Source organism: Herbaspirillum frisingense, from assembly GCF_047325095.1.
In the GTDB taxonomy this organism is placed as follows: Bacteria; Pseudomonadota; Gammaproteobacteria; order Burkholderiales; family Burkholderiaceae_D; genus Herbaspirillum; species Herbaspirillum frisingense.
Window position 1 is genome coordinate 1,097,170 of record NZ_CP168558.1, and the last position, 13,606, is coordinate 1,110,775.

The window sequence follows — 13,606 nt, forward strand, 5'->3', positions numbered from 1 at the left end:
ATGCAAGAGCACGCCCAACCCGACTTCGATGCCGTGCTGGCATCCTTCCGTGAACGCATCCTCTCCGGCCGCGCCTTGCAGATTCGCGGCGGCGGCACCAAGGACTGGTACGGGCAGGTGCCCAGTGGCGACCTGCTCGATACCCGTCCCTACAGCGGCATCATCGATTACGAACCGACCGAACTGGTCATCACCGCACGCTGCGGCACGCCGCTCTCCGAGATCGACGCCGCCCTGGCCGAGCACAACCAGATGCTGGCCTGGGAGCCACCGCGATTCGGCGGCGTGGCGACCGTCGGCGGCATGGTGGCCGCCGGACTTTCCGGTCCCTCGCGCGCGGCCGCCGGCGCCGTGCGCGATTTCATGCTGGGTGCGGTATTGATGGACGCCCAGGGTGAGCAACTGCATTTCGGTGGCCAGGTCATGAAGAACGTCGCCGGCTATGACATCTCGCGCCTGCTGGCGGGCTCGCTGGGCACGCTGGGCCTGATCCTGCAGGTCTCGCTGAAGGTCTTGCCGCGCCCCTTCGCCAGTAGCACGCGGGTGTTCGAGATCAACCAGGAAGGCGCGCTGCGCCTGTTGAACCAGAGTGCTGGCCAGCCGCTGCCGCTGGTGGCCAGCGCCTGGGTCGGCAATGTGCTGACCCTGCGTCTGGCGGGTGCGCAGGCTGCGGTGGATTCAGCGATCAAGAAGCTGGGTGGCACCGAATTGAGCAATCCGGACGATTACTGGACCGACCTGCGCGAGCAGACCCATCCCTTCTTCGCCCAGCCCGAAGCACCGCTGTGGCGCCTGTCGGTGCCGTCGGTGGCACCACCGATTGACCTGCCGGGTAACCAGCTGATCGAGTGGGGCGGGGCGCAGCGCTGGTTGCGCCCGCAGGGCAATGTGGATGCGGTCGCCATTCGCGCCGCCGCCCTGGCGGTGGGCGGGCATGCCAGCCTGCATCGCGGGGGCGACAAGGCCATCGGTGTATTCCATCCGCTGCAACCGGCGGTGGAAAAGATCCATCGCAAGCTCAAGCAGCAATTCGACCCACGCGGCATCTTCAATCCCGGCCGCCTGTACGCCAGCCTGTAAGCGAACTACTTAGCCAGCGACCCTCCATGCAGACCAACTTAGCCGATTTCATCCGCAACACCCAGGCCGGCGAGGAAGCCGACAGCATCCTGCGTTCCTGCGTGCATTGCGGTTTCTGTACCGCCACCTGTCCCACCTACCAATTGCTGGGCGATGAACTGGACGGCCCGCGTGGTCGCATCTATCTCATCAAGCAGGTGCTGGAAGGCAAGCCCGCCACTGCCGCCACGCAGTCGCACCTGGACCGCTGCCTGACCTGCCGCAACTGCGAATCCACCTGTCCGTCCGGCGTGCAGTATGGTCGCCTGGTCGATATCGGTCGCAAGGTGGTGGAGCAGCAGGTGCCACGCCCCCTGTCACAGCGCGTGATGCGCACCGCCTTGAAGGAGCTGGTGCCGCGCAAGTGGATTTTCCGTCCCGCCATGAAAGCAGGCCAGCTGGTGCGCCCGCTGTTGCCCAAGCTGCTGCAGAACAAGGTGCCGCTGCCGCAGGATGCCGGCATCTGGCCCACGCGCACCCATGCGCGCCAGATGCTCTACCTGGAAGGCTGCGTGCAGCCCTCGATGTCGCCCAACATCAACAGCGCCACCGCCCGCGTGCTCGATGCCCTCGGCGTGCAGTTGTTCGCGCCCCCCAAGGCCGGCTGCTGCGGCGCCATCCGCTATCACATGAATGACCAGGACGGCGGCCTGGACGACATGCGTCGCAACATCGACGCCTGGTGGCCCTACATCGAAGGCCGGGATGGCATCCGGGCCGATACCATCGTCATGAATGCCTCCGGTTGCGGCGTCACCGTCAAGGAATACGGCCATCTGCTGCAGCACGATCCGGTCTATGCCGAAAAGGCGCGCCGCATCTCGCACATGACCCGCGACATCAGCGAAATCCTGCCCGAATTCGAAGACCAGTTGACGCATCGGCTCAAGGACTTCAACGGCAAGCGCGTGGCCTACCACCCGCCCTGCACCCTGCAGCATGGCCAGAAGATACGCGGCAAGGTCGAGGCCATCCTGCGCGCGGCCGGGGTGGATGTGCAGTTGTGCGCCGACAGCCATCTCTGCTGCGGGTCGGCCGGCACCTATTCGATCCTGCAACCGGAGCTCTCCTACCGCCTGCGCGATGACAAGATCGGCAAGCTCCAGGCCACCGATCCCGACATGATCGTCACTGGCAATATCGGCTGCGTCACCCATCTGCAATCCGGCACCGAGACTCCTGTACGGCACTGGATCGAATTGCTGGACGCCGCGCTGGTGGCGGTTTCCTGACGATTTGCTGACGGCTTGCTGAGGCATCGCCGGGCGCGCCCGGATGCCCTTCGAGTTGCTTTGAAAACAACCCAAGCCCCGCTCTGCGGGGCTTTTTTGTGGCCATTTTGATCATGACCCGGGCAATTTGACCCCATTTATCCAAACCGGCTTGACGGCAGGGGGCATAAGTCAATAAGCTTCGTCCTTTTTTCCGCACAGCGGGAAAAAACCGGTCCCCGTTTCTCATCGGAAACAGGTGATTTCCGACAATCCCGACGATCGGCGCAGCGTCCCGCCACGGCCCCGCGCCCAGACAATCAGCCCCCACCATCATCGTCCTCGCACCGGCGCCATGCCACTTGCGATCGAGGGGCAGGAGAACCCATGAAAAAACGCATTCCGCCGGCCATCTTCATCTTCATTGCGATGCTGCTGGGCATCCTGGTCGGCTACCTGATCTTCAGTCATCTGGACAAGGCCCAGGCCAAAGAGCTGGCCGGCTACATCTCGATTGCTTCCGACCTGTTCCTGCGCCTGATCAAGATGGTCATCGCGCCCCTGGTGTTTTCCACCCTGGTGGTGGGCATCGCCCATATGGGTGACGCCAAGTCGGTCGGCCGCATCTTCGGCAAGTCGCTGGCCTGGTTCTTCATCGCCTCGCTGGTCTCGCTGGCACTGGGCATGATCATGGCCAACCTGCTGCAACCGGGCGCGGGCGTGGCGCTGCCACCGCCTGACGCGGCGGGCGCCGGCCTGGCCACGGGCAAGTTCACGGTCAAGGAATTCTTCAACCACCTGGTCCCCAAGTCCATCGTCGAGGCCATGGCCCAGAACGAAGTGCTGCAGGTGGTGGTGTTCTCGATGTTCTTCGGTATCGCCCTGGCGTCCCTGGGCGAGCGTGGCAAGCACCTGCTGGCGGTGATCGACGATCTGTCGCACACCATGCTCAAGATCACCGTCTATGTCATGAAGTTTGCCCCGGTGGCGGTGTTTGCGGCGATGGCGGCGACTGTGGCGGTCAATGGCCTGGAGATCCTGGTCAGCTTCGCGGTCTTCATGCGTGACTTCTATTTCTCGCTGGTACTGTTGTGGGCCATCCTGATCGCGGTGGGCTTCGTGTTCCTGAAGAAGCGCATCTTCCGCCTGCTGGCGCTGATCAAGGAAGCCTTCCTGCTGGCTTTCGCCACGGCCAGCTCGGAAGCTGCCTATCCCAAGCTGCTCGATGCGCTGGACCGCTTCGGCGTCAAGCGCAAGATCTCCAGCTTCGTCATGCCGATGGGGTATTCCTTCAACCTCGATGGCTCGATGATCTACTGCACCTTCGCCACGCTCTTCATCGCGCAGGCCTACGGCATCCACCTGCCGATCTCGACCCAGATCACCATGATGCTGGTGCTGATGCTGACCTCCAAGGGCATCGCCGGCGTGCCGCGTGCCTCGCTGGTGGTGATCGCCGCGACCCTGCACCAGTTCAACATCCCCGAAGCGGGCCTGCTGGTGATCCTGGGTATCGATACCTTCCTCGATATGGGGCGCTCGGCCACCAACGCCGTGGGCAACTCGATTGCCTCGGCCGTGGTCGCCAAGTGGGAAGGTGGTCTGTTGAGCGAAGAAGAAGCGGCGCGTGCCGAAGCCGAGATCGAACAGGAAGCCGAAGCCACGCTGCACAACGAAGCCTGAACAGGCCCTAGTGATGTGAATGCAATGCCGTCCAGTCTGTCGCTGGACGGCATTGTTCGTTTCAGGCCGGCATGGCTTCCTGCTGCTTGACCGCGACCCACTCCTGCAGGGTGATCTCGATGGTGATGAAGGACAGGTTGGCGCCGCGCACGAAGCGGCCGGCGAAGATCTTGCCGTCAGTGTCGGCCACCACGCCCTGTAGGGGATGGGGATTGCCCTGGCCATCGGAAAAGCCGATCTCGCCGAAGACATTGAGGATTTCCACGCCCGGTCCGTTGATCTCCATCTCGCGTGGGCCGTTCGGGGTGGCGTATTGCAGGTGGGCATCGATCAGGCTGCCGATGGCGCCGCGCACGATGGCTGTCTTCATGCCGTGCTGGCGGCACAGCGCTTCCACGCTTTCAGTCAGGTCCTGGTTGGGTTTGAGGCGGGCCATCACGAGCTTGCCGAGGCGGCCTTCTTCTACGTGGATAGGGGGGGTATGGTCGTCGCGTGTCGTAGTGTCGTTGGCGTGGAGAGTCATCATCATTCCATGGGTGTCGGATGCAATAGACTGAAGTGCGTCTCTTCATCGCTGTTGACGACGAAGGCGCCCCGGGAGAACAAGCAAAGGCGGATGATGAGCGGATCGTCGCCCACTTCCACCGTATCGAGCAGGAGATGGCCGCCGTGGAGGGCGCCGTCACCGTCGATGAATCCTGAATGGCAATGCAGTAAAACCTTTCCGTCCTGGTTCTGGCCCACCGTGATGGCGCCGGTGATGAAGGTGATCACCCCTTCGAGCACATGCGGCGGGCCGTAGTCATAGGGACGGCTGGCGTCCCCGGTATGTTCGATGCGGTGATAGTGCAGCCGCCGTGCCGTGCCACCGCACATGCGGCCCACGCCGCCGCGCTGGCCATAGCGCGCCAGCACGCTTCGCAGCGACTCGCCCACGGAGCTGCCCGGTTGCAGCGTGATGCGCAGTTCCTCGGCCGGGTCGGCCTCCAGGTCCAGCGTGCGCGGGTAGCTTTGCTGGCCTGCGTGCAGGAACTTGCGTACCTCGACGAAACCGGTGCCGGCCGCGGCCTGGGCGGTCTTGTTCGTCAGCTTCATAGGCGGTATTCCCCCTGTTCTTCCAGCAGTGCCTTGATCTGTTTCTTGACGATCTTGCCGTAGCCGGACTTGGGCATGTTGTCCCAGTAGACGAAGCGGCGCGGCCACTTGTACTTGCCGATGCGCTCTTCCAGGTGCGCCAGCAAGGCGGCGCTATCGACCTGCTGGCCGGCCTTGCAGACGATCACCGCCAGCCCGCTCTCGCCCCACTTGGGGTCGGGCACGCCCAGCACGGCTACCTCCGACACGGCTGCGTGCGTGAGCAGGGCTTCCTCGATCTCGCGTGGATAGACATTGGAACCGCCCGAGATGTACATGTCCGAAGAACGGCCGGTGATGTAGAGGAAACCATCCTTGTCCACATGACCGAGGTCGCCGGTATGGAACCAGTCATGCTTGAAGGCCTTGGCATTGGCGTCCGGATTGTTGTGGTATCCCATGAAGACGGCCGGTCCGCGCACGCAGATTTCACCGGTCTCGAAGGGCGCCAGTTCCTGGCCGTCGTCGTTGAGGATGGCGATCTGCATGCCGGTACGCGGCATGCCGCAGGTGCCGACCCGCGCCTGCGGATGGGCGTCGTCGTCGAAGTGCAGGTAGGGCGGCAGGAAGGTGATGTTGCCGGTGACTTCGCCCAGGCCGTAATACTGCACCAGCACCTTGCCCAGTTTTTTCAGCGCATACACCTGGTCGGCGCGGTACATGGGTGCGCCGGCGTAGATGACGTGCTTCAAGGACGAGTGGTCGTAGCGATCCACCGATTCATCCTCGACCAGGATCTTGACGATGGTGGGGACCGTGAAGAGATTGTCCACCTTGTATTTTTCCACCAGCTGCCAGGCTTCCTCGACCACCAGCCGTTCGGACGACAGCAGGATGCTGGCCGCGCCACGTGCGGTGTTGATCACGGCGTGGATACCGGCACCGTGCGACAGCGGTGCCACCACCAGCGAACGCGATTGATGGTTCAGGCCCGGCATCAGGTCGGCCAGGTGGTTGGTCACGACGAAGGCCATCTGGCCGTGCGAGAGCACGCCTGCCTTGGGATGACCGGTGGTGCCGGAGGTATAGAAGAACCACATCGGGTCTTCGTAATCGACTTCCACTTCGCGGAAGCTCTCCTGGCCACCCTCGGCCACCAGTGCCTCGAAATCCAGCTCGCCGGGGCGCGCATCGGCCAGGGCGATGACATGCTCCAGCGCCGGCGAGGCCGCCTTGACGGCATCCACGTAATTGGCGAAGCCACGGTCGTAGAGCATCACGCAAGCGCCGCTGGACTGGCCCAGGTAGGCCGCTTCAGGCGGTGTGATGCGGAAGTTGGTCGGTACCCAGACCATGCCCATCTTGAAGGCGGCCCAAGCGCTCTCGAAAATCTGCTGGTTGTTGCGCGAATGGACCAGCATCTTGTCGCCCTTCTTCACACCCCGGCGGGTGAGGGCGTGGGCCAGCGCATCGACGCGGTCGTTGATCTGCTTCCAGGAGATGAGCCTGTCGCTGCCATCGGCATTGCCCTGCGACAGTATCAGACCCGGCTCATCCGGAAAACGGCGCGCCACGTCCGACAGCAGGCGGCCCAGGTTCATCACTTTCGTTAACATCGTCTCACTCGTCCCGATTCGTTCTAATGGAAATTGGCGTGGCGCTTCGTTCTTGTTTTTGTTGATACTTCGTGTTCCTGCGCGTCGTTCGCTGGTGCAGCGAACGACGCGCTGTTACAAGCTGCAATTTGCAACTGCAATCAGTTCACGCGCTCCAGGATGCTCACATAGTTGGCCACCGCTGCGCCGCCCATGTTGAACACGCCCGCATAGCGCGCATTGGCGATCTGCATGTCGCCAGCATCATGGGCCGCCTGCATGGCCGCCATCACGTGCATCGAGACACCGGTGGCGCCCACCGGATGGCCCTTGGACTTCAGGCCGCCGGACGGATTGACCGGCAGCTTGCCGTCCTTGGCGGTGATGCCCTCGGCAATCACGCGCGCGCCCTGGCCGTGCGGGGCCAGGCCCATGGCTTCGTATTCCAGCAGCTCGGCCACGGTGAAGCAGTCATGGGTTTCCACCAGGGACAGATCATTGAGCGACAGTCGGGCCTGACCCAGCGCATTCTTCCAGGCCAGTTCGGCGGCTTCGAAGCGGGTCGGGTCGCGGCGCGACAGCGGCAGGTAGTCGTTCACATGCACCGCTGCGCGGAACTGCACGGCACGCGGCATGGACTTGGCCACGTCGGCGGCACTGATCACCAGGGCGGCGGCACCGTCCGAGATCAGCGAGCAGTCGGTACGCTTGAGCGGGCCGGCCACGAACGGGTTCTTCTCGGAAACGGTACGGCAGAAATCGAAGCCGAAGTCCTTGCGCATATGGGCATAGGGATTGGACAGGCCGTTCTTGTGGTTCTTGGCGGCGATCATGGCCAGTGCATCGGACTGGTCGCCAAAGCGGTCGAAGTAACTCTGCGCGATCTTGCCGAACACGCCTGCGAAACCACCGGGGATGCCCGCTTCTTCCTTGGCGTAGCAGGCCTTGAGCAAGACCTCGCCCACCTGTGGGGTCGCCAGTTCGGTCATCTTCTCGAAGCCGATCACCAGCACGTGTTTCGATTCACCCGCCTTGATCGATTGCAGGCCCGAGTGGATTGCCGCCGAGCCGGTGGCGCAGGCATTCTCCAGGCGCGTGGCCGGCTTGAAGCGCAACTGCGGCAATGCATTCATGACCAGCGACGAAGGGAAGTCCTGGTACAGGAAGCCGGCATTGAAGGTGCCGACGTGGATGGAATCGATATCTTCCGGTTGCAGACCGGCATGTTCGATGGCGGCCTTGGCGACCTGGCCGATCAACACTTCCGGATCGATGCCGTCGAGCTTGCCGAATTGGGAATGGTGCCAGCCGGTGATGCAGGGTGAGGATGCAGAAGCAGTCATGGTGTGTCCTTGTAAGACTTGGTCGGTGGAGCCTGGTCGCTCCGGTTCACACGGGGGCAATATGCAAATTCGGTGCCAATGTCTTCCACTGCAGTGCCAATGCGATTGCCACGTGCAGCAAGCTCGTCGCCATCGCCATGCGATTGCCACAAGAGTGAGGCGCCACTGGTCGCCGACGGTCGCAGGCGGGGTGTGCCCCTGCCCGGGCCGGCATCTTGCCCGTCTCCTGAAAGCTCGACGCAAAGGCGCGCCGGCTCTCGCTTTGTTGTTGATTCTGATGCGGTGTTGCGTCGTCAATAAGATCGACCATGGGGCGGTGCTGAATCCTGCAGGGCAGGAAACCGCTACGCCAGCGGCCGACCGGATGAAGATAGCACGGACTTTACGTTAACGTAAATCATTGCGCTGCAACACAAAACAATTGCCCGGCAGCAGCGCCTCAGGTGTCGACACGTGCGACATCCCTGCGACAGGTTGGCGACAGTGCATGCGACAGGTGTCGCAGCAGGGCGGCATCAAATAAATTGCAGGCGGTGCCGCCCCTGCCCTTGTCCTGCGCAGCCTTTATCGCAGAGAATACAGGCGCAATGCAGATGACCATGAGGGACATCGCCATCGCGTCGGCCCGCTCCGACGGCTTGGCATCCTAATTGCTCTATCGATGCATGGGCAGTGTTGACAACCCGGATACAGGGGGCTGCACGCCAGGATTTCGCGGCAGCTGAATGGCACCGGAATCAGCAGATTCATAAATACAAACAGACAAACAGGAGACAAGACAGATGGATCAATCCACTGGTAAATTCACGCGCCGTCATTTTCTGAAGACCGCCTCGGTGGCCTCGGCTGCTGCCGCCACCGGCATGGTGAGCACCTCCGCCCATGCGGCCGAGTTCACCTTCAAGTATGCCAACAACCTGCCCGTGACCCACCCGATGAATGCGCGCGCCAAGGAAATGGCCGCTGCCATCGCCGAGCAGTCCAAGGGCCGCATCGAGCTGCAGCTCTACCCCAACAACCAGCTGGGTACCGATACCGACATGCTCTCGCAGGTGCGTGCCGGCGCCATCGATTTCTTCACCCTCTCGCCGCTGATCCTGGGTACCCTGGTGCCGGCCGCGCAGATTTCCGGCATCGGCTTCGCCTTCAAGGATTACAGCCAGGTCTGGCCGGCCATGGACGGTGAACTCGGCGCCCATGTGCGCAAGCAGATCGAAGCCAAGTCCACCCTGTTCGCCTTCGAGAAGATCTGGGACAACGGCTATCGCCAGATCACCAACAGCACCCGTCCCATCAAGGTCGCCGACGACCTCAAGGGCATGAAGCTGCGCGTGCCGCCGAGCCCGCTGTGGACCTCGATGTTCAAGGCCTTCGATGCGGCACCGACCTCGATCAACTTCGCCGAAGTGTATTCGGCCCTGCAGACCAAGATCGTCGAAGGCCAGGAAAACCCCATGGCCATCATCTCTACGGCCAAGCTGTACGAAGTGCAGAAGTACTGCTCCATCACCAACCACATGTGGGACGGTTTCTGGTTCCTGGGCAACAAGAAGTCCTTCGAACGCCTGCCCAAGGACCTGCAGGACATCGTCACCCGCGCCATCAACGAAGCCGGCGTGAACCAGCGCGCCGACGTGCGCAAGCTCAACGACTCGCTGGTCGAGGAAATGAAGGGCAAGGGCCTGGCCTTCAACAATGCCGACGCCGACTCCTTCCGCGCCAAGCTGCGCAGCGCCGGCTTCTACGCCGAATGGAAGAAGAAGTTCGGTGACGAGCCCTGGGCGCTGCTGGAGAAGTACACCGGCAAGCTGGCCTGACGCACCGTCCGGCCTGAATGGACGACGCCACCGCCCATCCCGGGCCGTGGCGTCGTCCGCCCCGACTTTTTTCGCTGGAGCTTGATGATGGAAGCTGCAATGACTTACCGCGCCCCGGTCAACATGAATCCGTTTGCGCGCGCACTGGTGGGCTTGAATCGCATGGTCATGCATGTGGTGGGCGCGCTGGCCGCCTGCCTGGTACTGGCCGAGACGATCGTGCTGCTGACCGGCGTGATCTACCGTTACGCACTGCATGACCCCCTGGTCTGGTCCGATGAACTGGCCTCGATCCTCTTCATCTGGCTGTCCATGCTGGGTGCCGTGCTGGCCCTGGACCGCGGCGAGCACATGCGGCTCACCGCCATCATCAACAAGTGTTCCGAGAAAGGCCGCATCTGGCTGGAAACGGTGGCGGCGCTGGTGGTCTGCATCTTCGTATTGATGGTGATCCACCCGGCACTGGACCATGCGGTCGAGCAGATGCCCATCACCACCCCGGCCCTGGAAATTCCCGACGGCCTGCGCGCTGCCGCCTTGCCGGTGGGCGCCATCCTGATGCTGCTGGCGGCCGTCTCGCGCATGGCCGCCCTGACCACCATGCGCCTGCTGCTTTCGGCGCTGGCGGTGGTGGCCGTGATTGCGGGTGCGCTGTGGCTGGCGCAGCCGGTCCTGATGGCCATGGGCAACTACAACCTGATCGTGTTCTTCGTGCTGCTGATTGGCGTGTGCGTGGCTGGTGGCATCCCCATCGCCTTCGCCTTCGGTACCGCCACCATGGCCTATCTCGCCCTGGCGACCAATGCGCCGCTGATGATCGTGGTCAGCCGCATGGACGAAGGCATGTCCAGCCTGATCCTGCTGTCGGTACCGCTGTTCGTGCTGCTGGGCTCGCTGCTGGAAATGTCGGGCCTGGCCAAGACTCTGATCGATTTCATGGCGGCCCTGCTGGGCCATGTGCGCGGCGGCCTGCAATACGTGCTGCTGGGCGCGATGTTCCTGGTCTCCGGCATCTCCGGTTCCAAGGCAGCCGACATGGCGGCCATCGCGCCGGCGCTGTTCCCCGAAATGAAGAAACGCGGCTCCAAACCGGAAGAACTGGTGGCCCTGCTGTCGTCCTCCGGCGCCATGACCGAGACCATCCCGCCCAGCCTGGTGTTGATCACCATCGGCGCGGTCTGCAGCGTCTCGATCACGGCGCTGTTCATCGGTGGCCTGATGCCGGCGGCCATCGCCACCATCGCCATCGCCGTGGTGTGCTGGATGCGCGCCCGCCGCGAGCCGATGCCGGACGTGCCGCGCGCACCCATGTCGCTGATCATGAAGACCCTGATCGCCGCCATTCCCGCCCTGGCGCTGCCCATGCTGATCCGCGTGGCCGTCATCGAGGGCGTGGCCACGGCCACCGAGGTCGCCACCATCGGCGTGGCTTATACGGTCGTGGTCGGCCTGATCATGCACCTGTTCATGAAGCACCTGAACTTCAAGCGCCTCTATCCGATGCTGATCGAAGCCGCTGCACTCTCCGGCGCCATCCTGCTGATCATCGGCATGGCCACCGCGATGGCATGGGCGCTGACGCAGTCGGGCTTCTCCTCCAAGCTGGTGGCGTTGATGCAGGGTGTGCCGGGTGGCGGCGCCGGTTTCCTGCTCATCACCATCGTCATCTTCATCGTGCTGGGCAGCCTGCTGGAAGGCATCCCCGCCATCGTGCTGTTCGGACCGCTGCTGTTCCCGGTGGCGCGTTCACTGGGCGTGCATGACGTGCACTATGCGATGGTGGTGATCCTGGCCATGGGCATCGGCCTGTTCGCACCGCCCTTCGGCGTCGGCTTCTATGCCGCCTGCGCCATCGGCAAGGTCTCGCCCGACGGTGTCTTCAACCGGGTCTGGGGCTATCTGGCCGCGCTGGTTGTGGCGCTGCTGGTGGTGGCCTTCGTGCCCTGGATTTCCATCGGCTTCCTCTGATCCACTCACCGGTCATGCGAGCGATCAGGAAACTTCCATGATTGATTTGCCAACGACGACTTAGAACACGGCGGCCCCTTATCCCATCCCTTCCCGGGGCCGCCAACATCCACGGAGACAATATGAATCGCAATGATAGCGGCGCCCGCGTGGCGCTCGTGACGGGCGGAGCCATGGGCATCGGCGCCAGCATCTGCCAGCAACTGGCGGCCAAGGGCCACACCGTGCTGGTGGCTGACATCAACCTGCAGGCAGCCCAGCAGACTGCCGACGCGCTGGTAGCCGCCGGTCACCGCGCAGCCGCGCTGCAGATGGACCTCGGCAATCCGGAGTCCATCGCGGCCGCCTTCGCCCACATCGAGAAGGACTATGGTCGCTGCGACGTGCTGGTCAACAATGCCGGCGTGGCACGTACCTATTCCTTCCTCGATTACCCGCTCGACAACTGGCTGCAGACCATGAACGTCAATGTCACCGGCGTGTTGCTGGCAGGTCAGCATGCGGCGCGTCTGATGGTCAGGAAGCAGTGGGGCCGCATCGTCAATATCTCGTCCATCTCGGGCATCCGCGCCGGGGCCGGCCGCACTGCCTACGGTACCTCCAAGGCCGCGGTCATCGGCCTGACGCGCCAGATGGCGATCGAACTGGCGCAATACGGCATCACCGTCAACAGCGTCGCTCCCGGCCCGGTCGATACCCCCATGACCCAGGCCATGCATTCCGAGCAGACCCGCGAGAGCTACTACCGCCTGGTGCCCATGCGGCGCTACGGCACCACCGACGAAATCGCCTCGGCCGTGAGTTATCTGGCCTCCGAGGAGTCGTCCTACATCACCGGCCACGTGGTACCGGTGGATGGCGGCTTCGTCGCTGGTGGCGTGCTTGAGATCTGAGGAGCGCCACCATGAACAAGCTGATGGAAGGCAAGGTCATCATCGTGACCGGCGCCGGTTCGGTGGGCGAAGGCTGGGGCAACGGCAAGGCCGCTGCCGCGCTGTATGCCCGTGAAGGCGGGCGGGTGCTGGCGGTGGATCGCAGCATCGAAGCCGCGTTGCAGACTCGCGAAATCATCCGCAGCGAGGGCGGGGTCTGTGAAGTGCTGGCGGCCGATGTCTCAAAAAGCGCCGACGTGAAGGCCATCGCCGATGCCGCGATGGATCACTTCGGCCGGGTGGATGTGCTTCACAACAATGTCGGCATCGCCGAAACCGGCGGACCGGTGGAGACCAGCGAAGAGAGCTGGAACCGGCTGGTAGCGGTCAACCAGACCAGCCTGTTCCTGACCCACAAGCATGTGCTGCCCATCATGGAAAAGCAGAAGAAGGGTGCCATCGTCAACATTTCCTCGCTGGCGGCACTGCGCTGGATCGGCTTTCCCTACCTCGGCTATACCGCAACCAAGGCCGCCATCCTGGCATTTACCAAGAACGTGGCAATGCAGTACGCGCCCATGGGCATCCGTGCCAACTGCGTGCTGCCGGGCATGATGGATACGCCCATGATCCGCGAGCCGCTCAAGGCCGCCTATGGAGGCGATATCGAAGAGATGCGCGCCAAGCGCAATGCGCAATGCCCGATGGGCTTCATGGGCGACGCCTGGGACGTGGCGCATGCCTCGCTGTTCCTGGCGTCTGATAACGCGCGCTACATCACGGGACTGGACCTGATCGTGGATGGAGGGCTGTCGCTGCGTTGCGCCGGATGAGTTGAGCAGGTTTGTTTGTTGGCCGCAGGCGGGCGGGCGTGGAAGCCGACCTGCCGCGGTTTGAACCCGGGCGTCCAAGAGCGTCCGGGTT

Annotated in this window: 11 protein-coding genes; 7 read left to right on the forward strand and 4 right to left on the reverse strand. The window is 63.2% G+C overall.

Annotated elements, in window-relative coordinates; translation table 11 throughout:
- The 3 genes from glcE to ACEOAC_RS05115 all read left to right on the forward strand — a co-directional run bounded on the left by glcE (position 1) and on the right by ACEOAC_RS05115 (position 4,013).
- On the forward strand, positions 1-1,080 hold the full coding sequence (gene glcE, locus ACEOAC_RS05105; RefSeq protein WP_413628714.1) for a glycolate oxidase subunit GlcE: 1,080 nt from the start codon (positions 1-3) through the stop codon (positions 1,078-1,080).
- 26 nt (positions 1,081-1,106) lie between these two features.
- A complete protein-coding gene (gene glcF, locus ACEOAC_RS05110; RefSeq protein ID WP_241813574.1) occupies positions 1,107-2,351 on the forward strand; it encodes a glycolate oxidase subunit GlcF in 1,245 nt (414 codons plus the stop codon).
- A gap of 366 nt (positions 2,352-2,717) precedes the next feature.
- Positions 2,718-4,013, forward strand: a complete 1,296-nt coding sequence (locus tag ACEOAC_RS05115) for a dicarboxylate/amino acid:cation symporter (RefSeq protein ID WP_006461993.1) — start codon at positions 2,718-2,720, stop codon at positions 4,011-4,013.
- Positions 4,014-4,074: 61 nt separating this feature from the next.
- On the opposite strand, the gene ACEOAC_RS05120 is transcribed toward ACEOAC_RS05115, so the two are convergent.
- From ACEOAC_RS05120 to ACEOAC_RS05135, 4 genes are all read right to left on the reverse strand, one after another.
- Positions 4,075-4,536, reverse strand: a complete 462-nt coding sequence (locus tag ACEOAC_RS05120; protein WP_241813573.1) for a PPC domain-containing DNA-binding protein — start codon at positions 4,534-4,536, stop codon at positions 4,075-4,077.
- Positions 4,537-4,538: 2 nt separating this feature from the next.
- Positions 4,539-5,108, reverse strand: coding sequence for a PCC domain-containing protein (locus tag ACEOAC_RS05125; protein WP_006461995.1), 570 nt, complete (start codon positions 5,106-5,108; stop codon positions 4,539-4,541).
- Complete coding sequence (locus ACEOAC_RS05130; RefSeq protein ID WP_256385229.1) at positions 5,105-6,721, reverse strand: acyl-CoA synthetase; 1,617 nt, start codon at positions 6,719-6,721, stop codon at positions 5,105-5,107. The genes ACEOAC_RS05125 and ACEOAC_RS05130 overlap by 4 nt, the downstream gene beginning before the upstream one ends.
- Before the next feature lie 122 nt (positions 6,722-6,843).
- Complete coding sequence (locus ACEOAC_RS05135) at positions 6,844-8,025, reverse strand: acetyl-CoA acetyltransferase (RefSeq protein ID WP_077234772.1); 1,182 nt, start codon at positions 8,023-8,025, stop codon at positions 6,844-6,846.
- Between the two features lie 782 nt (positions 8,026-8,807).
- Between ACEOAC_RS05135 and ACEOAC_RS05140 the strand changes: the two genes are divergently transcribed.
- From ACEOAC_RS05140 to ACEOAC_RS05155, 4 genes are all read left to right on the forward strand, one after another.
- Positions 8,808-9,842 (forward strand): TRAP transporter substrate-binding protein, encoded by a 1,035-nt coding sequence (locus ACEOAC_RS05140; RefSeq protein ID WP_413444995.1) that lies wholly within the window; start codon positions 8,808-8,810, stop codon positions 9,840-9,842.
- Between the two features lie 84 nt (positions 9,843-9,926).
- Positions 9,927-11,810, forward strand: coding sequence for a TRAP transporter large permease subunit (locus tag ACEOAC_RS05145; RefSeq protein WP_413628715.1), 1,884 nt, complete (start codon positions 9,927-9,929; stop codon positions 11,808-11,810).
- A gap of 122 nt (positions 11,811-11,932) precedes the next feature.
- Entirely contained in the window at positions 11,933-12,703 is a 771-nt protein-coding gene (locus tag ACEOAC_RS05150; RefSeq protein ID WP_006462000.1) for an SDR family NAD(P)-dependent oxidoreductase, read from the forward strand.
- An 11-nt stretch (positions 12,704-12,714) separates the two neighbouring features.
- A complete protein-coding gene (locus tag ACEOAC_RS05155; protein ID WP_077234770.1) occupies positions 12,715-13,515 on the forward strand; it encodes an SDR family NAD(P)-dependent oxidoreductase in 801 nt (266 codons plus the stop codon).
- Positions 13,516-13,606 lie beyond the last annotated feature (91 nt).